This is a genomic window from Brevibacillus sp. JB24b (genome assembly GCF_051713385.1).
GTDB lineage: Bacteria > Bacillota > Bacilli > Brevibacillales > Brevibacillaceae > Brevibacillus_B > Brevibacillus_B laterosporus.
Map to the genome: position 1 here is coordinate 52,081 of NZ_JBNVQV010000001.1, position 23,635 is coordinate 75,715.

General features: G+C 40.7%; 28 protein-coding genes and 1 other annotated feature. Of the genes, 25 read left to right on the forward strand and 3 right to left on the reverse strand.

Annotation, left to right across the window (positions count from 1 at the left end):
• Positions 1–32 precede the first annotated feature (32 nt).
• A complete protein-coding gene (locus ACQV1I_RS00230) occupies positions 33–269 on the forward strand; it encodes a DUF2508 family protein (protein ID WP_116335076.1) in 237 nt (78 codons plus the stop codon).
• A 17-nt stretch (positions 270–286) separates the two neighbouring features.
• On the forward strand, positions 287–556 hold the full coding sequence (locus ACQV1I_RS00235; RefSeq protein WP_018672352.1) for a pro-sigmaK processing inhibitor BofA family protein: 270 nt from the start codon (positions 287–289) through the stop codon (positions 554–556).
• A 3-nt stretch (positions 557–559) separates the two neighbouring features.
• Here ACQV1I_RS00235 and ACQV1I_RS00240 read toward each other — a convergent pair whose 3' ends face one another.
• Positions 560–1,084, reverse strand: coding sequence for a hypothetical protein (locus ACQV1I_RS00240; RefSeq protein ID WP_116335075.1), 525 nt, complete (start codon positions 1,082–1,084; stop codon positions 560–562).
• A gap of 535 nt (positions 1,085–1,619) precedes the next feature.
• On the opposite strand from ACQV1I_RS00240, the gene ACQV1I_RS00245 reads away from it, so the two are divergent.
• The 13 genes from ACQV1I_RS00245 to rsmI all read left to right on the forward strand — a co-directional run bounded on the left by ACQV1I_RS00245 (position 1,620) and on the right by rsmI (position 11,803).
• The gene (locus tag ACQV1I_RS00245) at positions 1,620–2,735 is read left to right on the forward strand and encodes an alkaline phosphatase family protein (RefSeq protein WP_236645903.1); all 1,116 of its coding nucleotides are present in this window, start codon (positions 1,620–1,622) and stop codon (positions 2,733–2,735) included.
• Positions 2,736–2,762: 27 nt separating this feature from the next.
• The gene (locus ACQV1I_RS00250) at positions 2,763–3,863 is read left to right on the forward strand and encodes a hypothetical protein (RefSeq protein ID WP_116335073.1); all 1,101 of its coding nucleotides are present in this window, start codon (positions 2,763–2,765) and stop codon (positions 3,861–3,863) included.
• A 36-nt stretch (positions 3,864–3,899) separates the two neighbouring features.
• Positions 3,900–4,082: a sigma factor G inhibitor Gin gene (locus ACQV1I_RS00255; protein ID WP_081621625.1), complete on the forward strand. Its 183-nt coding sequence runs from the start codon at positions 3,900–3,902 to the stop codon at positions 4,080–4,082.
• A 108-nt stretch (positions 4,083–4,190) separates the two neighbouring features.
• Positions 4,191–5,675 carry an aminotransferase class I/II-fold pyridoxal phosphate-dependent enzyme gene (locus ACQV1I_RS00260; protein WP_116335086.1) on the forward strand — a complete coding sequence of 495 codons (1,485 nt, stop codon included), beginning with the start codon at positions 4,191–4,193 and terminating at the stop codon, positions 5,673–5,675.
• A 25-nt stretch (positions 5,676–5,700) separates the two neighbouring features.
• A complete protein-coding gene (gene tmk, locus ACQV1I_RS00265) occupies positions 5,701–6,324 on the forward strand; it encodes a dTMP kinase (protein ID WP_201747443.1) in 624 nt (207 codons plus the stop codon).
• Between the two features lie 398 nt (positions 6,325–6,722).
• Positions 6,723–7,052 carry a cyclic-di-AMP receptor gene (locus ACQV1I_RS00270; protein ID WP_003333929.1) on the forward strand — a complete coding sequence of 110 codons (330 nt, stop codon included), beginning with the start codon at positions 6,723–6,725 and terminating at the stop codon, positions 7,050–7,052.
• 33 nt (positions 7,053–7,085) lie between these two features.
• Positions 7,086–7,529: a YaaR family protein gene (locus ACQV1I_RS00275; protein WP_116335071.1), complete on the forward strand. Its 444-nt coding sequence runs from the start codon at positions 7,086–7,088 to the stop codon at positions 7,527–7,529.
• Between the two features lie 10 nt (positions 7,530–7,539).
• Positions 7,540–8,523, forward strand: coding sequence for a DNA polymerase III subunit delta' (holB, locus tag ACQV1I_RS00280; RefSeq protein WP_094702269.1), 984 nt, complete (start codon positions 7,540–7,542; stop codon positions 8,521–8,523).
• 3 nt (positions 8,524–8,526) lie between these two features.
• Positions 8,527–9,342: a PSP1 domain-containing protein gene (locus tag ACQV1I_RS00285; protein ID WP_018672342.1), complete on the forward strand. Its 816-nt coding sequence runs from the start codon at positions 8,527–8,529 to the stop codon at positions 9,340–9,342.
• A 26-nt stretch (positions 9,343–9,368) separates the two neighbouring features.
• Complete coding sequence (gene yabA, locus ACQV1I_RS00290) at positions 9,369–9,755, forward strand: DNA replication initiation control protein YabA (RefSeq protein ID WP_094702271.1); 387 nt, start codon at positions 9,369–9,371, stop codon at positions 9,753–9,755.
• A gap of 103 nt (positions 9,756–9,858) precedes the next feature.
• A complete protein-coding gene (locus tag ACQV1I_RS00295) occupies positions 9,859–10,626 on the forward strand; it encodes a tRNA1(Val) (adenine(37)-N6)-methyltransferase (RefSeq protein WP_094702273.1) in 768 nt (255 codons plus the stop codon).
• On the forward strand, positions 10,580–10,912 hold the full coding sequence (locus ACQV1I_RS00300; protein ID WP_094702275.1) for a GIY-YIG nuclease family protein: 333 nt from the start codon (positions 10,580–10,582) through the stop codon (positions 10,910–10,912). The genes ACQV1I_RS00295 and ACQV1I_RS00300 overlap by 47 nt, the downstream gene beginning before the upstream one ends.
• Before the next feature lie 12 nt (positions 10,913–10,924).
• Positions 10,925–11,803, forward strand: a complete 879-nt coding sequence (gene rsmI, locus ACQV1I_RS00305) for a 16S rRNA (cytidine(1402)-2'-O)-methyltransferase (protein ID WP_116335070.1) — start codon at positions 10,925–10,927, stop codon at positions 11,801–11,803.
• Positions 11,804–11,876: 73 nt separating this feature from the next.
• Here rsmI and ACQV1I_RS00310 read toward each other — a convergent pair whose 3' ends face one another.
• Positions 11,877–12,146, reverse strand: coding sequence for an AbrB/MazE/SpoVT family DNA-binding domain-containing protein (locus tag ACQV1I_RS00310; protein WP_018672337.1), 270 nt, complete (start codon positions 12,144–12,146; stop codon positions 11,877–11,879).
• A gap of 441 nt (positions 12,147–12,587) precedes the next feature.
• Positions 12,588–12,840, forward strand: a binding site (T-box leader).
• 53 nt (positions 12,841–12,893) lie between these two features.
• Here ACQV1I_RS00310 and metG point away from each other — a divergent pair.
• The 10 genes from metG (at position 12,894) to spoVG (ending at position 22,344) form a co-directional block, all read left to right on the forward strand.
• Positions 12,894–14,927: a methionine--tRNA ligase gene (metG, locus tag ACQV1I_RS00315; protein WP_236645902.1), complete on the forward strand. Its 2,034-nt coding sequence runs from the start codon at positions 12,894–12,896 to the stop codon at positions 14,925–14,927.
• 144 nt (positions 14,928–15,071) lie between these two features.
• On the forward strand, positions 15,072–15,851 hold the full coding sequence (locus ACQV1I_RS00320) for a TatD family hydrolase (RefSeq protein ID WP_018672334.1): 780 nt from the start codon (positions 15,072–15,074) through the stop codon (positions 15,849–15,851).
• A gap of 717 nt (positions 15,852–16,568) precedes the next feature.
• Complete coding sequence (locus tag ACQV1I_RS00325; protein ID WP_116335068.1) at positions 16,569–17,612, forward strand: 3D domain-containing protein; 1,044 nt, start codon at positions 16,569–16,571, stop codon at positions 17,610–17,612.
• Between the two features lie 182 nt (positions 17,613–17,794).
• The gene (gene rnmV, locus ACQV1I_RS00330) at positions 17,795–18,352 is read left to right on the forward strand and encodes a ribonuclease M5 (protein WP_094702182.1); all 558 of its coding nucleotides are present in this window, start codon (positions 17,795–17,797) and stop codon (positions 18,350–18,352) included.
• A 3-nt stretch (positions 18,353–18,355) separates the two neighbouring features.
• Entirely contained in the window at positions 18,356–19,234 is an 879-nt protein-coding gene (gene rsmA / locus ACQV1I_RS00335; protein WP_094702184.1) for a 16S rRNA (adenine(1518)-N(6)/adenine(1519)-N(6))-dimethyltransferase RsmA, read from the forward strand.
• Between the two features lie 202 nt (positions 19,235–19,436).
• Positions 19,437–19,709, forward strand: coding sequence for a biofilm formation stimulator Veg (gene veg, locus ACQV1I_RS00340; RefSeq protein ID WP_003333913.1), 273 nt, complete (start codon positions 19,437–19,439; stop codon positions 19,707–19,709).
• Between the two features lie 78 nt (positions 19,710–19,787).
• Complete coding sequence (locus tag ACQV1I_RS00345; RefSeq protein ID WP_018672329.1) at positions 19,788–19,970, forward strand: small, acid-soluble spore protein, alpha/beta type; 183 nt, start codon at positions 19,788–19,790, stop codon at positions 19,968–19,970.
• A gap of 138 nt (positions 19,971–20,108) precedes the next feature.
• Complete coding sequence (ispE, locus tag ACQV1I_RS00350) at positions 20,109–20,987, forward strand: 4-(cytidine 5'-diphospho)-2-C-methyl-D-erythritol kinase (protein WP_018672328.1); 879 nt, start codon at positions 20,109–20,111, stop codon at positions 20,985–20,987.
• Between the two features lie 62 nt (positions 20,988–21,049).
• A complete protein-coding gene (gene purR, locus ACQV1I_RS00355) occupies positions 21,050–21,880 on the forward strand; it encodes a pur operon repressor (protein WP_094702186.1) in 831 nt (276 codons plus the stop codon).
• 176 nt (positions 21,881–22,056) lie between these two features.
• Entirely contained in the window at positions 22,057–22,344 is a 288-nt protein-coding gene (gene spoVG / locus ACQV1I_RS00360) for a septation regulator SpoVG (RefSeq protein ID WP_003343428.1), read from the forward strand.
• A gap of 147 nt (positions 22,345–22,491) precedes the next feature.
• On the opposite strand, the gene ACQV1I_RS00365 is transcribed toward spoVG, so the two are convergent.
• Positions 22,492–23,508 carry a CobW family GTP-binding protein gene (locus tag ACQV1I_RS00365; protein ID WP_094702188.1) on the reverse strand — a complete coding sequence of 339 codons (1,017 nt, stop codon included), beginning with the start codon at positions 23,506–23,508 and terminating at the stop codon, positions 22,492–22,494.
• Between the last annotated feature and the right edge of the window lie 127 nt (positions 23,509–23,635).

Genomic DNA, 23,635 nt, shown 5'->3' on the forward strand with positions numbered 1-23,635 from the left:
ACCTCATGAATGAATGGAAGGGGGATTTTTATATGAAATGGTTGAAAAGGAACGCCAGCATGAAAGAGCAACAGGTACATCCTTACCATTTACATGAAGTGATTGCTAGTGCTCTACAGTATTGGCAAAATGCCCAGCGTCATGTGGATTTCTCGGAGGGCGTCCAACAGGTTGACCATTTTATTTATCAATACCGTCTTGCTGAGAAGCGCTACATGTATTTACTCAAGCAAATACGCCGTCAAAATGAGAAACAAAGAGAAGCGTAGAGGGAGAGGATGGGAAAATGAACACGGAAATCATGATAGCTGGGATTATCATTGGGTTCCTGGTTTTGGTGGCGCTTAGTAGATCAGTTTCCCGTCCACTGCGTTGGACGGGAACTATTGCGCTCAATGTTATTATTGGAGCGATCCTCTTGTACTTCTCTAATTTTTTTGGTGAGATGGCGGGATTTTATGTGCCGATTAATCCAGTAACAGCTATTATAGCAGGATTTCTACGAATTCCCGGCTTACTTGCGCTGATCGTCATTCGGCTATTTCTGCTAGGCTAAACATTAACTCTTTCCATCAGTCATCAGAAACGCAAGGCTTGCTTTTTCATATTTCACATAGGCTTCCTGTGGAAGGCGGAATGAAACAAGCAAAGGAATCAGACGTGGAAGTAAACTAAACATGGTTATGATTACAAAAAAATGTCCGTAGGGAAAAGACGACCATGGAAAAATAGCTAAACAAGTGAAAAATACACCTAGACAAGTCACTGTCTCCATTTTTCTGTAGTTTGCCAGTGACACCATAAGCGAATGAGTAACGCCCCACCAAGGAGACAACCAAGACAAGCTGGATAGTTGAAATGGCCGGGATAGAATAGAGGCATACACCCAAAAGGCTGCCATATGTAAAAGTGGGATGAAAATAAGACAACAAAGGAAAAGAATGAAAGAATACCAAGTCAGAGCTTGCCAGGGGCCCAGAATAAAAGTGGCCGTAATGATCCCAATTAGTTGTAACAGATAACCGCTAATTCCCCAACGAAAACGATATAGTAAGCGGTAGCTGTAAATGGTCTGTTCTTTCATCAACAGGCCTCCTTTTTGTTCGTTCTATAGTATTATCGGTAGGTTGTATAGATAATTGTATCCTTCAATTGACAGGGAAATATAGGGTTATTATCATAGGGATTAATTGGTAATGTCAGGAAGACGGAGTGGAGATGCCATGAGTACAGCTTTCAGCAAGGAAAGAATCGCCATGGTCTGCTGGAGTATTTTCCGACAGGGAAACATATTTACCCTCCTATTCGTGGTGGTTGCTTTTTTGTGGTTTCATTTCTCTGAATGGTTCGATATGGTGTTTTGGCAAAGCTTTTTTATATCCCTACTATTATGTTTTCCTATTTTCTTATTATTGTTTTTCTATGAATACCCCTTACATATGCGTTGGTTTTTGCTAGGACCACTGTGTTTTGCAGGCCTCCTATGGTATAAATCATTATTGCTTAGTATGACTTTATATGCGGTCTGTCTTTATCTTCTAGGGGTTACCGTGTTATGGGGTGTTTCCTATTTCTATGGAGGTAAGCATATCAGCTTTCCTATCCAATGGATACGCTTTATGAAAAGGCTAACTAGGGCTAGTGATTCAAGCAGTGGCAATATACTTGAACAATTGCCCAAAGCCTGGATCTTACTAATAGCGATGCAGGAAGCCTCTGTGGCATGGCAAGAATGGACGGTGAGTGAGAGTATCCTATCTCACTTTGTATTTGCGTTTGTATTATTTTTTTACAGTTATACGGTTCATCAATTGTTTTTTACATGGAAGCCTGTTGAGAACATTAATAATGCTAATAAGATTACTACACAGTATGTTTTTCCGGTTGAGAGAGTTTATCTAGTGGTATTGAATGGCTGTAATAAGCAACGATTATTCGAAGCTCACACCCCGTTTCTTGATTGGCTACAACGAACAGGAACTAGTTGGGATAAGGTAGAGAGCGTATATCCGGCTGATACAAAGACTTGTTTTTGCTCTCTTTTAACAGGAACCTATCCGTCTGAACACCAGATAAATAGCGATCTCGGTATTCGAAGGACATTGGAGAGAGAGACAATCTTTGATGTTTTACAACAAGTAGGTAAGCTAGGGACGATATTGGCTGAGGAGAGGATAAGCTGCCTATTTGATGAAAAAGCTCATCATGCTTATGTACAGGAAAGTCAACAGCCTGATAACTATCGCATAGAGCAAGCTATTCAAATCATAGATCAAGACAATCCAGAATTTCTTCTTGTGCAAATGACAGATATCTATCAAACAGGGATTGCATGTGGGGTCTCTTGTGACGAATATGTTGAAAAAATAAACCAGACAGATCAAATGATCGCGCAGTTCTATCATACATTAGACAAGCTTGGGAAGCTAAATCAAGCCGTATTTATTGTTTGTTCTGATCATGGAGAAGCGACGGGAATGGGTGGACGAGTACATCTGAGTCATAAAGAACGATACACCTCTCTTATCATGCATGGAACATCTATTCATCGAGGAAAAATCGTGACTACAAAGCGTTCGATAGTCTCTGTAGCTGCTACAATTGCTTATCTTTTAGCAGTTCCCTATCCGAAGCAAGCAAAGGGACCTGTTTTGTTAGAAGGGATGATCACGTATCAAAACGAAGATCATCAATTCCCCATTTTTGGGAATGATAAATTCGAGCAGATTATATGATAGGCAAGCGGAAGGAGCAGATCATATTTGAGCCAGGCAACGCTTGTGTACCTGCACTCGGTAGCTCCCATATCGTTACCTCGGGAATATCTTGAGGTACTAAGCACATGTGAGATAGATATCATTTCTGCAAAGGAATGGGAGCAGACAAATGCTGAAATATCCGGTTGGCTTTTTACTGAAAGCCTGTCCATCCTAGAGTGGCAACAGTTTAAGCGTGATATAACAAGGTGTTTGGGTAATAAACGCTTAAACAATCGACCCTATCTTGTACTTTTAGCAGGAGATAATCTTTCTGATATTGTGGCGTATGAGTTTATAAAGCGACTACAACCTTTCAAGGATTCGATTGAAATCATTCGCTTACTGTGCTGGATGGAGCAAAAAAGGGCTATACTCGGTAGCAGTATTTGCGAGTGTCTAGCCGAGAATGATTTTGCAGTACGAAATTGGCATGATCATTTGCGAAGAGCATTTTCCATACAAGGTTATATTTCATTCGTGTGCAGATATGAAGAAGCAGTTGAAATTGCGTGGGCACGCCAGATATTTTTGAATCAGAAAACAAGATTTTATCATCGGATAGCCTCCCGATGTGATGAGCTGGGGGCTAGAGCAAATATTGTAGGGCAAGGTCTGGGCATGGACAGACGAATTGGACAAGAGTGGCTATTCCCAAATGTTTATGATGAGAGGACGTTACAGCAAGAACAAGAATGGCTTGAGCGTGAGTGGAATTATTTGTTGCAACAAGTGAGTGTGAAGCGTGTAGCTATTTGGGGGTATTCACCTATCCCTGGTGATATGCTTGCACAGCTTTCCTGCTTGGAAGTCTCTTGTTACTTGCAAGCGTGTCAGCAAAAAACGAACAATCTACCTAGAGATTGGCATTATTGCAATACTCCGCTTGAAGCAGCAAAACTGGCTGATGCTCTACTTATTCTGAGACATGATCAGGATATTCGAAGTATACGTTTAGACAACTTATACGAAAGTATGGCTAAGCCCAATGTTTTAGACGTAGTGGACTGTTTTCCATCATATGAAGCAAAACTTGAGAAAATATGCTATCGAACACTTGGTCAAAATCCGAACGTTTGGAATGGAACAGATTATAATGGGATATAATGGTTGATAAGCTTAGCGAAAAGGTAGGTGTCCCATATGGAAGACCACTCTCATCGCTGCATTATCTGCAATAGGGAACAAGCCGTTGGTATCTCCATTTTCAACCAATTCATTTGTTATACATGCGAGCAAGAAATGGTCAAGACCGACGTACGTGACGAACGTTATCCCTTTTATATTAAACAGATGCGGCAGATCTGGTTTAAAAAGAATGCATAATAACATGAAAAAGAGGCATGTCAATGGGCGATGCCTCTTTTCTTATGGGCTTTTAGACTTTTGAACATGGTACAATAGGGGGTACCGAAACAAAAGGACGTGAAAAAGATGATGCAAAATCAGGAAGATTTTTGGGAGAGACAGCGCCAAGCTCCGCTGTTTGATGCACTACAGAGGCATGCACGACAAAACCCCCATCCTTTTCATGTACCTGGGCATAAGATGGGGAGAAGCTTCGATAAGGAAGCAAGGTCTTTTTTTGAAAAATACTTGTCTATTGATTTAACAGAGATTACGGGATTAGATGACCTGCATCAGCCTGAAGATATTATTGCTCAAGCACAGCAGCTGGCTGCAGAGGCATATGGAGCTGAAGACACCAAATTTTTAGTAGGTGGAACAACCGTAGGTAATTTGGCTACGATCATGTCGATTTGTCGACCTGGAGATAAAATTATTGTTCAGCGTAATTGTCATAAATCGGTTTACCATGGATTGATGCTTGCGAAAGCGGAGCCAATTTTTGTTGTTCCTGCGGTAGATGCAGAGACTGGTATTGCAGCAGGTGTGCGACGTGAAGACGTAGAGCGACTTTTACTTGAGCATCCAGAATGCAAGGCTGTCTTTCTTACCAATCCGACTTATTATGGGATGGGTATTGATTTAGAAAAGATGGCTACCGTTGTTCATCGTTATCATATTCCATTAATCATCGATGAAGCGCATGGTGCTCACTATGGTTTCCACCCCGACTTACCTGCCTCAGCCATGCAGAGTGGGGCAGATATTTCAATCCAGTCTACGCATAAGATGGGAACCGCTTTTACAATGGGATCAATGCTACATGTCCAAGGAGAGCTTGTTGATCGTAGTCGGTTGTATCGTTATCTGGCGATGCTACAGTCTTCTAGCCCATCTTATCCGCTAATGGCATCTCTTGATTTAGCACGTCGGCATATGGTGCTAGAGGGGCAACAAGAGCTGGAGAAGGCTATTGGGCTTATTGAAAAAACGAAAGAACGCCTTAGCCATTTCGATTGGTTTACAGTAGCTGGGTGGAAAAAACAAACAGGATACCAGACACTAGATCCACTACGAATTGTAATTAATTTACATTTATCTCAGCTATCAGGGTTTGAATTGCAAACAAAGCTAGAAGAAGCTTATATTTATACAGAGTTAGCGGGACTGCATCATCTTTTGCTACTAGGGTCCACAGGCACAACAGAGATGGATTGTAAAAGGTTACTTGCTACTGTGGAGGAGCTGTCAAAACAAGTGAGGGGAGAAGGTCTGCGTGCTTTTGAAACGGGATTAGTCTCCTCCTGCTTTTTACGTAAAGTAGCTATGAGTATGCATGTAGCTGTAGACGAGGAAGCGGAATCTCTATTATTAGAAGAAGCACAGGGGCACATCTGCGCTGAGATGGTTATTCCATATCCACCAGGTATACCTATGATTGTTCCAGGTGAAGTCCTAGATGAACAAGTGATTTCTCTTTTACAGGAATTACAGAGAAGAGAGGCCCGCTTTCATGGTGTGAAGGATGCTACTGTAAAAACCATTCAAGTCATAAAAGGTAAACATTGTTAAACGAAGGGGTATGGTGAACGCAGGCATGTTTATTTCATTAGAAGGTGGAGACGGTGCAGGAAAATCCACTGCAATCGCGCTTTTAGAAAAAAGAGTAACAGAACAGGGATCGGCGGTTTTAGTCACACGTGAACCAGGTGGGGTTGATATCGCTGAACAAATTCGTGAAGTTATATTGAATCGAGAAAATACAAAAATGGATGGGCGAACAGAGGCGTTATTATATGCAGCAGCGAGACGCCAGCATCTTGTTGAAAAGGTGATCCCTGCGTTAGAGCAAGGTAAAATTGTACTTTGCGATCGATTCATTGATAGTAGTTTAGCTTATCAGGGAGTGGCGCGAGGGCTACCTACAGACGAAATATTTGCCATTAATCAATTTGCTATTCAGGATCGTATGCCTGATCTTACCTTTTATCTTGACGTATCCCCAGAAGTGGGACTAGCTCGGATTGAAGCTAATTCTAATCGGGAAAAAAATCGTCTTGATTTGGAAAAAGTGTCATTTCACACTCGGGTACGTGAAGGATATGAACTATTGATTACTAAATTCCCAGAACGGATTGTTCGTATTAATGCTGACCAACCAATAGAGCAGGTAGTAGACGAAATGCTTACTATTATGCAAGAAAAAATAAAAAAAGCATAGACGGATAACCCGAAACAAAGAGCAGACGCATCATAAGTGTTTTCCTCGCCAGACGGTGAAAAGCAACAATGATGAGATGCTCTTTTTTTCGTCGTAAGAAAAATTTGTTTGAATGAAAAATAGGTCGTACATGCTGTATAATAGGAAAAAGCACTAAGGAAGATTTCCTTGTGTGAAAGCTACAAAAATTACACCAAGTAGCTGTTTTGACATAACAATAAGGTAAGCCCCTTAAAAATAACAAATTACCAGATTTTATTTGATTTTTCCGATTAAGTAATGCACTTTTCTAAAGGAAAGTGGTACCCTTCAATCGAATTATAGCCAGAGTAATTACATGGTGTTACTGGTAAGAGAGCTAAGCACTACAATTGCGAAGCAGAAAGGATGAAATCACTATGAAAATGGTCATCGCTGTTGTGCAGGATAAAGACAGTGGGCGTTTATCACAAGCCCTTGTGAAAAAAGGATTCCGTGCTACAAAATTGGCCAGTACAGGAAGCTTTCTCCGCGCTGGGAATACAACGTTTCTTGTAGGGACCGATGATGGTCGTGTAACAGAGCTTATTACCATCATTGAACAGAACTGCCAATCCCGCAAACAGATGGTGACCCCTGTGTCGCCACTTGGAAGTGGAGTGGATTCATTTTTATCATATCCACTTGAAGTACAAGTGGGGGGCGCAGCCGTATTTGTGATGGACGTAGAGCATTTCCATTCTTTTTAGTTTCGGGTAAAGGTGAGCGGGAGTGAGGACCAAGTGAAAATTGATAATGGCATCAGACCTACATTTGAAGTAAAAGGGATTGGTCAACGCAGAGATGTATCTGTGGAAAAGATGAACTTTCGAGATATGGTTAAAGGTGAAGGGCAGAGATTGAACGAGGAAAGACTTCAGCTTCTGCTTACTGAAATAGATAAACAAGGGGATATTTTGGCTCGCTCCCGCAATGTACGAGATTACTATTCGTATCGTAATCTTATCAAGCGATTTATGGAGGAAGCCGTTCGGTTTGGAATTACTCTCGACGAGCGTAGAGGAACCAATCGTCGAGGAAGAGGTCGTATTCATAAAATTATCAAAGAGATTGATGCTGAATTATTGGCATTGGCAGATGATCTATTGAGTGAGCAGGCCCCTCTGATAGATATGCTTTCTCGAATTGGTGAAATCAGAGGCATGCTAATTAATTTATATTTTTAGGTGACAATAAATGAGCTGGAGTAATGTAGCAAAAAAACAAGAGCGTGTGTCGGAAATCTTAGCTAATAGTATGAAGCATGATCGTTTGGCCCACGCTTATCTATTTACAGGGCCAAAAGGGGTAGGCAAAATGGAAGTGGCCGAGCACTTGACCAAATCCATTTTTTGCTTAGATCAGCCCGGTGACGCTTGTGGGACATGCTTGAACTGTCAACGTATTCAATCAGGGAATCATCCTGATGTGTATCAAATCTCTCCAGATGGAGCATCTGTCAAAATAGAGCAGATAAGAGCCTTGCAAAAAGAAATGAAGATGCGTGCTGTTGAATCGAAGAATAAGGTTTATATTCTAGAGCATGTAGATAAAATGACAACCCAAGCGGCAAATAGTTTGCTGAAATTTTTAGAAGAACCACCAGTGGGTGTGCTTGCTTTGTTGCTATCTGAAAACAGCCATGCTATTTTACCCACAATTTTATCCAGATGCCAGACAGTAGTATTCAACCCTCTACCGGTTGAAATGATAGTGCAATCGCTTGTAAACGAAGGAATTACGAAGGGCTTAGCCCAAGTTGCTTCCCAAATTACAACAAATCTGGACGATGCCCGGCTATTAAGCCAATCAGAATGGTTTGCACAGCTTAAAGCTATGGTGATACAATTGGGAAGGGATTTGAAACAACGTGATTCCCAAGCGCTGTTTACGATTCAAGATCAATTTCAACGTAACGATAGATTAAAAGAAGAACTTCCTCTCTTTCTGGATTTGCTCATCCTTTGGCTGCGAGATATCCTCTATATTCAAGTAGGGCGTAGGGCCAACATCATCAACATAGACCAACAGGATGCATTAGAAGAGCAGGCCTTGCAATGGGCGCAAACCGAGATATTGCGAGGAATTGATGTAGCCATGGAGACAAGAAATCGGATAGAGCGTAATGCTAACCCACAATTAGCGTTAGAGCGACTTGTTCTTCATATCCAGGAGGGATAAATTTTGTACGAGGTGGTCGGAATCCGCTTCAAAAAAGCGGGTAAGATATATTATTTTGATCCTGACGAAATGCAGATAGACAAAGACAGTCACGTGATTGTTGAAACAGCACGGGGTGTTGAGTATGGCAAGGTCGTGATCGGACAAAAGACAGTGGAAGACTCTGATGTTGTTCTTCCTTTGAAAAAAGTGATTCGAATTGCCGACGACTCAGATGCTAAGCAAGTCGATGAGAATCGATCTGCTGCAAAAAATGCGTTTCAGGTGTGCCAAACCAAGATTAGAGAACATCAACTGGAAATGAAGCTGGTAGATGTTGAGTATACATTCGACCGAAATAAAATTATTTTTTATTTTACGGCGGACGGCCGCGTTGATTTTCGTGAATTAGTGAAGGATTTAGCAGCAGTTTTTCGTACGCGTATTGAATTGCGACAGATTGGTGTTCGAGATGAAGCTAAGATGCTTGGCGGTATAGGACCTTGTGGTCGAATGCTATGCTGCTCCACCTTTTTGGGTGATTTTGAACCGGTATCCATTAAAATGGCGAAAGATCAAAATCTCTCGCTTAATCCCGCTAAAATATCCGGTTTGTGTGGACGTCTCATGTGCTGTTTGAAGTATGAAAATGATAATTACGAAACAACGAAGGAAGAGATACCTGAACTAAGCTCATGGGTGAAAACACCAATGGGGGATGGCAGAGTTGTAAGCTTGAATATTTTAGGCAGGGTGGCTCAGGTTGATCTCCTAGAAGTAGGAAGAGTCATGGAGTTTACTTTTGATGAGATCGTAACAAGTCGACCAGAGATCGGATAGAGGACGGGTAGCGAGAGGTGATGAAGTTGGAGAAACAGGAAATCTTCGCTAAAATCGCGAGCATGGAAGAGAGAGTGGGCGAACTCTATCAGGAGATTGGCAGCCTAAAAGACGTGATCGTCAACCTTTTGGAAGAGAATGCTCAGCTTCTCATTGAAAATGAACACTTGCGTAACCGATTCCAGAAAAGGGTCGATCAGTCTACTTCCAAAAAGCAAAGTGCTGGCCAACAAAAAAGGGTAGCAACCAGTCAAAAGATAGTAGGCAATCAAAAAATAGTGGGCGAAGGATACGATAACCTTGCGCGACTATATGCGGAAGGATTTCATATTTGCAACGTACATTATGGTAGTATAAGAAAAGAAGGCGATTGCCTGTTCTGCTTATCTTTTTTAAGCGGTGGACACAAGTGATACGAAAAACAAAAGCGACCTGATGTCTATTACACAGACGGGTCGCTTTTTACTGATAAATTGATAGTATAGCTACCTTCTGATTGGTAAGAGAGGATACAATATGACAGAAAAACAGCAGGTTACCTTGTATGATACAGAACGGATTGACGATTTGTTAACCTACGAATTAAAAATCATTCAAAGCCATGAAGTGTTTTGCTTTTCTATGGATGCAGTGTTACTTGCTCGTTTTGCACAGGTACCTAAAAGGGGAAAAGTGTTAGATTTCTGCACAGGTAATGGAGTGATCCCGCTCTTAATGAGCACAAGGACACCATTTGCCGAATTTGAAGGTATTGAATTACAAGAACGATTGTTTCACATGGCAGACCGTAATGTAATCATGAATGGGTTAGAAAAACGTATTACTATTCATCATGGTGATGTACGTAAGGCAGTAGAGAGATTTGGAGATAGTAAATATGATCTCATCACCTGTAATCCACCATATATGCCTCCGATCACAGGAGAGGTAAGTAAAAATGATCATCGTGCCATAGCTCGTCACGAAATTCATCTTACATTAGATGATGTACTACGAGTTGGAAGTAGGCTACTGAAGAATGGTGGTAAGCTGGCATTAGTGCATCGTGCTACTCGTCTGATCGATATTGTTACTGGAATGAGAATGTATGGAATCGAGCCTAAACGTATGCGGTTCGTGCATTCCCGCCAAGACAGTGAACCTAACATGGTACTTGTGGAAGGGATACGCGGAGGGAAACCGGAGCTTCGTATACAACCTCCACTGATTGTGTATAAGCAAGGGGAAGAGTATTGCGATGAATTATATGAAATCTATTATGGAAAGCGAGATTCCCTCACATAAAAGTCATTTTGTATATATGTTACAATGTGCAGATGGTTCGTTGTATACAGGATACACAACGGAGATACAGCGTAGACTCAAGCAGCATAGAATAGGGAAGGGTGCCAAATATACAAGAGGGCGTTGTCCTATTGAATTGGTGTATTGGGAGGAAGGCGCTGATCGATCATGGGGACTTAAAAGGGAAGAACAAATTAAACGTCTTCAACGCTCAGCAAAGGAAAGTTTGATTTTATTTGGCAATCCGTCGGTTCAATCTACTTTGATTGATGAAATAACCATTTAGGAGTTACGATAGATGAATATACAAAAGAGTTTTGCTCAGGACAAAAGCACAGGTATCCTATATCTGGTGGCAACACCTATCGGAAATTTGGATGATATAACAGTCCGTTCTTTGCAGACATTGCGTGAGGTGGATGTTATTGCTTGTGAGGATACACGCCAAACCAGAAAGCTCCTTACTCATTTTCAGATAGAAAAACGTACACTTAGCTATCATGAACACAATAAAGTAGCTAGTGGACCCGAATTAATTAACTGGCTGTTAGATGGAAAAAACATTGCTCTAGTTAGTGATGCCGGATTACCTGCCATTTCCGACCCTGGTGCCGACCTTGTCCGAGAAGCGATTGACGCTGGTTGTACGGTGGTTCCTATACCTGGTGCTAATGCAGCGTTAACAGGATTGATTGCCTCTGGGTTACCTACTGAAAAATTTGTGTTCTGCGGTTTTTTACCACGTGATAAAAAGCAGCGTAAGGTAGAACTGGATCGTTTAGCTCTTTACCCAGAAACGTTGCTGTTCTATGAAGCACCCCATCGTATTACGAAAACGTTGGGCGCTATGCAAGAGGTATTGGGGGATCGTGAGACGGTGCTGGCAAGAGAGCTGACCAAAAGATACGAGGAATTTGCCAGAGGCACGATGTCTGAGCTGATTGAGTGGCTAGAGCAAGCAGAGATTAGAGGAGAGTTTTGTATAATTGTTTCTGGCTTTGATGGTCAACTTTTAATTGAAGAAGATGCAGAGATTTGGTGGAGTACCTTCAGTCTCAAAGAACATGTGGATCATTATACAGAACAGGAAATGTCTATTAAAGAAGCGTGTAAAAGAACAGCTGAAGATCGAAGGCTGACACGTAGAGAAGTATATAATGAATACCACCAAGACTAATTGATAAGAATTATGTCAGATATTCAAGAAAAAAGGCTACTGCTCTTTATAAAGGAGCAATAGCCTTTTATTATTATGAATTCGTTTGGGAACTATCGTCAAGCAAGGATGCCATCTCTTGAATACAAGACTTGCTGATCATCTTCCCTTTATAATAAACCAGGTCTTCAGCGTTTCCTGTGAAGATACAAGCAGGTTCATATTTTTTAAGGATGATGCGTTCTCCGTCAACAAAGATTTCTAGTGCATCCTTCTCTGCAATCCCAAGTGTACGACGAAGTTCAATTGGAATTACAACACGTCCTAATTCATCTACTTTTCTTACAATACCAGTTGATTTCATACCCTTCAAGCTCCTCTCAAACTCTTAAAAAAAGTGGGTGGATCCTGTATCGATGAATACCGAATGTTTATCTATTAATCGTCAATATTCGACAATTTATTATAGCTTATGATACCAGTGATTACCAAAGGTGTCAATGGTATTTTTACATTTATTACAATTTACATGAATAAAACGTGATAATCACGAAATAACAGTAACAATTATATTAAATTAGAGGCTAAAAACCCCTTTGTATATGAATATGTCAGAAATCTTTTTTCATAAAAGCTGGAAAATGTCATACGACAAATTAACCTAATAATGGATATTAATATAGAAAAATGTCGAATTATATTCGGAGATTCGACATTTTTTTGGCGAAAAAGAAACCTATCGTAAATCCCTTGACATTATGTTTATGAACAGATAATTTAGTATACAATAGAAGTATCATTTTTAGAGTAAACGTTGATGGGAAGAGTACACTTCCAGAGCTTACTTAGAGAGCTGGGGCAGGTGAAAGCCAGTTAAGCGAAAGAAGTGGAAGATGGTCCTTGAGTTTCGTTCATGAACAGCCATTGTAGGAAATGGCGGATAAGGGGCGACGTATTCCTGCGTTATAGGAGAGTAGCTGTTGACTACTTACCGAGTCCGTTTCTGTGAGGAAACGGAGCATTTGGGTGGTACCGCGAGTACAAGACTCGTCCCAATTAGGGGAGGAGTCTTTTTTGTATGCGTAAAAACATATTTAGGAGGGTGCATAACATGACGAAAAAGCCAACTTTTTATATTACAACGCCTATTTACTATCCAAGTAATAAGCTACATATCGGGAATGCCTACACAACGATTGCTGCAGATGCGATGGCACGTTACAAAAAATTGCGTGGTTACGATGTGTATTATCTGACAGGTACAGACGAGCATGGTCAAAAATTGCAAGAACGTGCTGCTGCAGAAGGATTAGCTCCTTTACAGTTTATTGATCCTGTAGTTGATTGGATTAAAGACTTATGGTTAAAACTAGACATTTCTTATGATGATTTTATCCGTACAACAGAGGAACGACATGAAATTATCGTTCAAAAGATATTTAAACGCTTAGTCGATCAAGGTGACATTTATCTAGGCGAATATGAAGGATACTACTGTGTGCCAGATGAAGCGTTTTGGACAGAAACGCAAGCGAAAACCGATAAAGGCTACTTCTGCCCAGATTGTGGACGTCCTGTTGAGATGGTAAAGGAAAAGAATTATTTCTTCCGTATGTCTAAGTATCAAGACAGACTACTTGCTCATATTGAGGCAAATCCTGACTTTATCCAGCCTGAATCTCGTCGCAATGAGATGGTAAATAACTTTTTAAAACCTGGCTTACAGGATTTGAGTGTGTCTCGCAGTACATTTGATTGGGGCGTAAAGGTACCAACAGATCCAGAGCATGTGATTTATGTATGGATTGATGCGCTTGCTAACTACATTACAGCACTTGGTTACTTATCTGACAACGATGAAAAGTACCAACGTTACTGGCCTGCTGATGTTCATTTGGTAGGAAAGGATATTCTCCGTTTCCATACGATTTATTGGCCGATTATCTTGATGGCGTTGGATCTTCCATTACCTAAACAAATTTTTGGTCACGGTTGGTTGTTGATGCCAGATGGTAAGATGTCTAAATCGAAAGGGAATGTTATCGATCCTAAATTCTTAATTGAGCGTTATAGCTCTGATGGGGTTCGTTACTTCCTGCTTCGTGAGATCGCCTTTGGTCAGGATGGAGTGTTTACACCAGAAAGCTTTATACAACGCTTAAATTACGACTTGGCAAACGATCTAGGTAACTTGGTCAGTCGTACGATTGCCATGATTGAAAAATACTTCGACGGTATCATTCCAAATCCAAGTCAATCAGGGGAATTCGATGATCAATTAATAAAGCAAGCGCTTGAAACGAAACAGTATGTAGAAGAGCATTTAGACGAGATGCGCTTTAGTAATGCACTGAGCCATCTATGGGATCTAGTGAGCCGCACAAATAAATATATTGATGAAACACAACCATGGACTTTGGCTAAATCCGAAGAAAATAAAGAGCGGCTAGCAACTGTCATGTATAATTTAGCGGAAAGTATCCGCATTACTTCTATTATGTTGCAACCATTTATGACCAAGACTCCAGCCAAAATTTGGGCTCAACTGGGTGTTGCAGAACAAGAGTCTGTATTGACGTGGGAACAAGCTGGTGAATGGGGAAGATTACCAGTCGGGATAAAGGTAAATCGCGGCGGAGAATTGTTATTCCCACGCCTTGATGTTGAACAGGAGCTATCTTATATTGATGCAAGCACAGCAGAAGCTCGCAAACAGGCAGAAGAGAATAAAAAGAAACAAGATGCATTGAAAGGAGAAGGCAAAGTGAACGAAGAGAAAAAAGAGACAGTTGAATCAAAAGAAAAGGCTTCTGAAACAAAAGATTTAATCGGAATTGATGATTTTGCTAAAGTTGAATTACGTGTAGCAGAGGTAAAAGAATGTGCTGCACATCCAAATGCGGATAAATTATTAATTTTACAAGTTGATTTAGGTGATGAACAACGCCAAATCGTATCAGGAATTGCAAAATACTACAAACCAGAGGATTTAGTTGGTAAAAAGGTTATCGTAGTAACAAACTTGAAGCCTGTAAAATTACGTGGAGAAATGTCTCAGGGTATGATTTTAGCTGCTTCTCATGGTGACCAATTAACAGTTTCTACTGTTGATGCCAGCATGCCGAATGGTTCTGTTGTAAAATAGACTAGCAAGCTAATAGATAAGAAGAATTTTGCTTAAAAGCAGTGCGGGAGCCTTGTGTGGCGTTCGCACTGCTTGCCTTTTTTGAGTCATGATCTCAACGGTAAACGATATCAATACAGGTTATGAAATAAAGGAGGGAAATCCATGCTGTTTGATACACATGCACATTTGAATGCGGAACAATTTGATGAAGATCGCGACGACGTAATTGCTCGTGCGCAGGCAAATGGAGTAAGTACAATTGTGAACGTTGGTTTTAACCGCGAAACAATCCCTACAACAATGGAGCTTGCTGAGAAGTACGACTTTATTTACGCAGTTGTTGGCTGGCATCCACAAGATGCTATTACTATGAAGGAACAAGACCTAGAATGGTTAGAAGAATTGAGTAAGCATCCTAAGGTTGTTGGGCTTGGAGAGATGGGTCTGGACTATTATTGGGATACGTCACCACGTGATGTACAAGCAGAGGTATTCCGTAAACAGATTCGTCTGGCTCGAAAATTACAAATGCCTATTATTATTCATGACCGAGATGCACATCAGGATATTATCGATATCCTGCGAGAAGAAAAAGCAGGAGAAGTAGGTGGCATTATGCATTGCTTCTCTGGTAGTTATGAATTGGCTAAGATGGCTTTAGATATGAATTTTTATATTTCTTTTGGAGGACCTCTTACTTTTAAAAATGCAAAAAAACCAAAAGAAGTGGCAGCAAAAATTCCGCTGGAGCGTCTTTTAATTGAAACGGACTGCCCATATTTAACACCTCATCCATTTAGAGGTAAGCGAAATGAATCAGCTTATGTCAAATATGTTGCAGAAGAGATGGCTCAGATTCATGGATTGCCATATGAGGAATTGGCAAAAATTACGGCTGATAATGCACGTCGTTTGTTTAACATTAGAGAAACTATATTATAATGAAGGAACGGGTAAGCCTGATTGATTTCATCTGGAAATTGGTCGGGCTTTTTTTATGGGAATGTGTTGTCTCTTGATGGAAAAGTAGCTTTCTAGCAAGTACTTTTTAAAGAATGGTTGGAAAATGCTTTCAAGAAAATTCTCTTATTTTTGTATAAAAAAGTGATGTAAATTCAATTGATTAGTATAGGTGAATTTTTAATATATTTAAAACTAAAAAAGAGAAGTTTACCTGCTTATTTTCCATTATTGGTAAACAAAATATAATGTAGCCAAATAAAAGCAAGTATATAACAGAAAATATTTTATTGAAATTTCAAAAAGTATTAATATATATAAACTTTTAATGGGTTTTTATTTTTTTGTTACAGGATTGTCACATGATAGCTAGGCGATGAGTAAAAATTAAATACGTTCTATCGATCTGCATATTGACATAACATGTTTTCGTAGGTTCCCTTTCGTAGGCTTTTTTTAAAGTGTGTTTCGTGCCCTGTCGAACGAAAACGAGGAATCGACAGAATTGCTCGACAGAAAACTGCTTTCATTCTCCGTGGCTTATTTGGTAAGGTAAAAGACATGTTGAGAGACATAGGAATAGCTGGATTTTTCGTAAAAAAATCAGCCGCACAATCTGGAGAGGAAAAGGGGGAGAATTTGACAAAAGAAAAAAAGTGATATAATATCCTTCTCAGGCTTAAAAAAGGAGTGTGGGGAATGGAATTAGGTAAAATCTGGGTACCGCACAATCGATTGTTCCTCTCAATTTTAGGAGCTGCAACCTTTGTGTTGTTATCAGTGGGTATCTACTTCTTTAACCTATCTACCCAGCCAAAGCAAGTAACGTTAGTCATTGATGGGGTATCCCAGGAAGTCATGACTACGGCAAAAACGGTTGAGCAATTATTACAAGAAAAACAAATTCAACTTACCGATAAAGATAGTATTCAACCAGGCTTGGAGACATCTGTTGAAAAAGCCATGACCGTTGATTTGCAAACGAGCTGGGCAATACCTGTCCAAATTGCCGGACAGAAGACTGTGGTTCCTACAACAAAACGAACAGTAGCCGGTGTTTTGGCGGATGCAGGTGTCAAAGTAAGTCAGAAGGATAAAATAAATCCATCTGTAGATTCAAAGCTGACGAAAGATACGGAAATTTCTGTCATTAGAGTGGAAGAAAAAGCAGTTCAAGTCAGTAAAGATATCGCTTTTCGAGAAATACGCCAAAATGACACTTCCCTCAACAAGGGAGAAGTGCGTGAATTAAAAAAAGGTCAAGCTGGGAAAGCTGTACTGCACTATAGTGTAGTACTGGAGAATGGTAAAGAGGTATCCCGCAAACTGGTGAAAACCGACGTGGTAACAGAAAAACAAGACCGCGTTTTGGCAGTGGGTACGAAGAAACAAGAAGTTATGGCGGCTTCCCTACCTTCGCGTGGTGGAAAAAATATTCGCTCAAAACGCGTCTTGAATAATGTAACTCTTACAGCCTATGCTCCGAACGCTGGCGGCGGATACGGAAGAACAGCAATGGGTGTAAAAGCTACAGTTGGAAAAACAGTGGCAGTCGATCCCAAATTGGTTCCATTAGGCTGGTGGGTCTATATTGAGGGCATCGGTTATCGTCGTGCAGAGGATACCGGGGGAGCCATCAAAGGGCACAAGATGGATGTATATTTGGGTAGCGAATCAGAAGCAATGAGATTCGGTAGAAAAAAAGGATACAAAGTACATGTAATCGGCCCGAAGTTGCCGTAACAGCTACTTTAGGAAAAAGGCAGGAGTCTCTCCTGTCTTTTGTTTTGTTAATAAATGTGGTAAGCTGTTTGAATCTCTATACTTCTTATACGCAAGTAAGCTTGCTTTCGTTTCCTATTTTAGGACAAATAAAAAATTTTTTTTTGCAAGCAAGTACACAAGAACGAAGGATGGATTAACGGATGAAGATCAAAGAGGTTATCGTGGTGGAAGGACGAGACGATACGGCCGCAATTAAGCGGGCAGTCGATGCTGATACCATCGAGACAGGTGGTTCCGCAATCAACGAGGTAACCCTTCGAAAAATAAAGATGGCACAACAGAAACGCGGAGTGATCGTATTTACCGATCCAGATTATCCAGGTGAACGCATTAGAAAAATTGTTAGTCAATATGTGCCTGGATGTAAGCATGCTTTTATAAAAAAAGAGGATGCTAGAAAAAAGGGAAGAAACCTGGGTGTGGAGCATGCAACACCGGAAGTAATTAGACAGGCTCTTTCTGATGTAAAAACAGAATTCCTAGAGGGGCAGGGAGAAATTACCTTAGAACACCTCGTGCAAGCCGGAATGGTAGCGGGAATGGATACGAAGCATCGTCGTACCCGTTTAGGAGAGATATTGGGCATCGGTTACTCTAATGCTAAACAACTGGGTAAAAGGCTAAACATGTTTCAAATCAGTAAGGCAGAATTTGATGCTGCTGTGAACCAGATTGATTCAGAACAAGGGGGAAGCTAGTAGATGACGGCTGGATATAAAGATATCGCAACTCCGACCAGAACGCGGGAGGTCATTGAGAAGTATGGCTTTTCCCTAAAAAAAAGCTTGGGACAAAACTTTCTAACCGATATAAACATTTTGCATAACATCATAGATGCTGCAGAGCTCTCTAAAGATAAAGCTGTTATTGAGATAGGACCAGGTATTGGAGCTTTGACGGAGCAGCTTTGTCGAGCAGCAGGAAAAGTAATGGCGATTGAGATCGACCAACGACTCTTGCCAATTTTGGAGGAGACACTTTCTCCTTACGATAATATCACAGTGGTTCATGGTGATGTATTGAAGCTCGACGTGGCTGCCCTTATAGAAGAACACCTATCTGGGTGTACTGGAGTAAGTGTGGTAGCTAACCTGCCTTATTACGTAACGACACCAATTCTTATGGGGTTGTTGGAGTCAGGTATTCAGCTTGATCATATTGTTGTCATGATTCAAAAGGAAGTGGCAGAGCGCATTGCCGCTAAACCTGGTACGAAGGATTATGGCTCGCTAAGTGTAGCAGCTCAATTCTATGCCGAGACTAACATAGAGATGATTGTGCCAGCCAGCGTATTTATTCCTAGACCTAATGTTGATTCAGCGGTCATCAAGCTGTCTATTCGTAAGCAACCAATCGTAGAGGTAGCAGATGAAAAGCTTTTCTTCCGGATTGTAAAAGCTTCCTTCGCTCAAAGACGCAAAACGTTATTGAATAACTTAGTTACCAACTATTTTGGTAAAGAAAAGAAGGAGCTGGCATTACAAGCGCTGGAGGAAGCTAATATTCTGCCAAGCAGACGTGGAGAGACGCTATCTATTCAGGAATTTGCGACATTAGCCAATACCATTCACCGATTATAGATAAAATAAGTGTATGCCCTATCCTTCACGAAAAGGATAGGGCATTTTTTATGGACGGTGAGATATTTTTCGATGAGAAATGACAAAAATGTCCTAAAAAATTCATTGACAAAAAGCTCATTTGGTTGATATAATTTTTCGTTTGTTTGACAAACTAAGGATAGGCTGTTATACTTGTACATAAGCGAGGTGGATAATTGGAATGGCTAGGAACGCGTTAGTTGATATTAAACGCAGTTTGGACGGACACATTGGAGAACGTATCATGCTCAAGGCCAATGGCGGTCGTCGTAAGACCGTCGAGCGGACTGGCATCCTAGAAGAGACATACCCCTCAGTATTTGTAGTTAAGCTTGATGACGACCAGTTATTTGAACGAGTTTCTTACAGCTATGCTGATATTTTGACGGAAACAGTAGAACTAATGGTATGTCGAGACGATACACACATAAAGATTACCTTTATTCAACAGTAGAGCCTATGTTCTACTGTTTTGTTTTACCCTTTACTGATCATACTAACCTTGTCAGTAAGTAAGGGAGGCTGAAGCACGATGAGTCGAAGAAGAGGCATCATGTCCGAGGAGTTCAAAAATGAATTAGCCAAGGAATTGGGCTTTTACGACACCGTCAAAAGCGAAGGCTGGGGTGGCATTACAACCCGCGATGCTGGTAACATGGTGAAACGAGCAATTCAAATTGCCGAAGAAGCATTAGCTAGACAATCGACAAAATAACTTACTGACATCCAAAAGCCGTAGGGAATTCCCACGGCTTTTTTGTTTCTTATTGACTTTCCCACTCGCAAGTGGCAAGCTTATTTCTGCCTGTGATAAAATCAGAAGAAGAGATTAGGATAAGCTGAGGTGAACACGGTGCGAGTTTCAATCAAAGCTCCCGCAAAAATAAATCTTACATTGGACGTACTCTCCAAGCGACCAGATGGTTATCATGAAGTTGAGATGGTTATGACTACGGTTGACTTGGCCGATCGCGTTGACCTGACATTGTTGGAGTCAAGAGATATCCTAATCGATTGTTCCGCAAGCTTTGTTCCAAATGATATGCGAAATCATGCATATAAGGCAGCCAAGTTATTACAAGAGCGTTATTCGGTCAATAAAGGTGTCCATATCTATATAGACAAACAAATTCCTGTTGCAGCAGGTTTAGCAGGAGGAAGCAGCGATGCAGCTGCAACGCTAAGAGGCTTGAATCGTTTGTGGAATTTGAGGCTAAGTCTGGACGAATTGGCTTTGATTGGGGAAGAGATCGGTTCTGACGTACCTTTCTGTGTGTACGGAGGGACAGCCCTGGCTAAAGGCCGAGGAGAAAAACTCAGACACATGATCAGTCCCACCCCCTGCTGGGTGATATTGGCCAAGCCGCCGATCGGTGTTTCCACAGCAGATGTGTATGGAAACTTGCGGGTCGATCAGATTAAGAAGCATCCAAAGACAGAAAAGATGCTACAAGCTATAGGCGAGCAAGATTTTTCTTTAATGGCAAGATCGTTGGGTAATGTCTTGGAAGAGGTTACACTTACTCGTTATCCTCAAGTCCGTCAAATTAAAGAGCTTATGCTAGAATCAGGGGCAGATGGTGTACTGATGTCAGGAAGTGGACCCACGGTATTTGCTTTGGTACAAAAAGAAGCTAAGGTGCATCGGATCTATAATGCATTGCGAGGATTTGTCAAAGATGTGTATGCAGTCCGAATGTTAGGCGAAGCAGAGATGGAAATACTTGATTAAACACGTACATTAATGTTACATTATGGTAATAATATACGGCTTTTTGTTTGGAGGAAGAATTGATGAGAAAATTGCGCAGAAGCGCGAGGTTAGTGGACATGACACAACATCTGTTAGCTCATCCACACACATTGATTCCCCTGACATATTTCTCAGAAGAATATGGTTCGGCCAAGTCCTCTATCAGTGAAGACTTGTCCATTATCAAAGAAGCATTTGAGTCTCAGGGAATCGGTGACCTACGTACGGTAGCAGGTGCGGCTGGAGGAGTTAAATACATCCCGCGAACCACTCATGAACATGCCGCAGCGTTTATGGAAACATTGATTATGGAATTGGCTAAACCTGAGCGTTTATTGCCAGGCGGATATTTGTATATGTCTGATATTCTTGGCGATCCTAAAACCTTAAATCATATTGGAAAGTTACTTGCCTCGGCTTTTCGTCAAAGTGATGTAGACGTAGTAATGACGGTAGAAGCAAAGGGTATTCCGCTTGCTTATGCGACTGCAAGCTTTTTGAATGTCCCTGTGGTGGTGGTAAGAAGAAACAATATGGTAACAGAGGGCTCAGTAGTAAGTATTAATTACGTATCTGGTTCCAGTAAACGCATTCAGACGATGTCTCTTGCCAGACGTGCACTCCCAGAACAGTCTCGTGTCCTAATTGTGGATGATTTCATGAAAGCAGGTGGAACCATTCAAGGTATGATGGACCTGTTGCAGGAGTTCAAGGCTACGGTTGTGGGTTGTGGCGTGTTTGTAGAAACAGCAGATGATGAGGATCGCTTAATTGAAGATTATATTTCACTTGCTAAGCTACAAGAAGTAGATGTCAAAGAAAAACAAATAATGATTGAACTAGGTAGTTATTTTTCCAATAAAGAAGAATAATACACTAGATGTAATGGGTCCTTATAGCTTAGCTATGAATGGGACCCTTTTCTATATCAAAATAAAGAAAAGACAGATAAAAATATTTTTTACAATTTTTCGGAAAAAAAGCAGGAATATTTAACCATCACGTTGAAAATATACGCTATCCGACATAGATAAAGGGAGTGAACATGATGGAAGTAACTGATGTAAGACTTCGCCGTGTTAATACGGACGGCAGAATGAAAGCGATTGCCTCAATTACCATCGACCACGAGTTTGTGGTTCATGATATCCGCGTAATTGATGGGAACAACGGAATGTTTGTGGCTATGCCTAGCAAACGCACTCCTGATGGTGAATTCCGAGATATTGCCCACCCAATTTCTTCAACAACTCGCGAAAAAATTCAGGCAGCAGTTCTATCTGAATATGAGCGTGTCGGAGTTGAAGAAGAAGCGCAGATTGAAGCGGGAGCATGATGAAAAAGAGCTGGCATTCGCCCTGTATTCGGTGAATGCCTAGGCATTTTACAAACGTCATAATTCTGAAATTAATGAAAAATGAAATAAAAGGGCACCTGTTTTTAGGGTGCTTTTTTATTTTTTTCGGTATAACTGGTTCATTTATTAAGTGCGGTAACATTTTTCTAGGGCTTCTATAATATTGTCTTTATCAAACCCCTCTCCAATGAAGACGGCTACCATTTTTGGCCCGAAATTGGTAAAAGGAAATAAGTGCACCTGTGTTTGAGTTTGCTGGAAAGAAATTAGGTCATCTTGTCCAATAAATTGCACATATCCTTTGGCGCGGTAGATTGTTTTGGGAAGATGGTACAGAAAGTCTTCAAAGGCTTCAGCATCAACTGGACCCCTGAAATGGTATGAAAATGTATCAATAGAATGAAAAAGGGAAGGCGGGTTTGTTTTAAACCCTAATGTTTGTTTTAATTTATCTAATGGAGAAAATCGGCCAATCGTTTTTTGAACAGGAATAGAGGGGGATACATTTGACATTTCCCTACTTTGAGCAAGCCGTTTTACTTGTAGCAGCTTCTCCAAATCCATTTCTGTACGTATCGTCACATGCATAGGAGCATGGGCGTTTGCCTCCTGAAGCTTTGCTTTTACTTTTGTTAATATATCTTCTTCAACTAAGTCAACTTTGTTTATGATTAATAGGTCAGCATACTTTACCTGATTCCGAATCGTTTTAATTAAAGCTCCACCGGCTTGAAAAAAAGAAGTCAGCTCTAGATACCTCGAAGCATCTATGACACTGATAATTCCTTTTAAATTCATTTTGTCATAAAGCTCGGGATGCGTCATGGCATCAACTACTTCAATGGGATCGGCTACACCTGTTGTTTCAATGATGAGGTGCTCTGGTTTTATATTTTGCATGATTTCCTTGAGATTTTCTGTCAGCTCTCCGCGAATGGAGCAACAGATGCAACCATTTAACATTTTTTTTACTGGAAAACCAAATCCCTCGACTTGCTCCCCATCTACATCTTCTTCTCCCATTTCGTTCATCATGACAACAACATTACTGCTCTGATCACGCAGATAGGCTAGCAGTTGTTGTAGCAGAGTCGTCTTTCCGCTACCCAGATAACCTGTCAATATATATACATCTGTACTCATTTCATCCTCCTTGTATTTTGAATAAAATAGAGTATGTTACTTAAATAGTAGTTGTTTTATGGAGAGTTATCAAATAGGAAAAGTTTCATCATGTCTTGAAATGAACACCTATTTTAAGATATAGTCA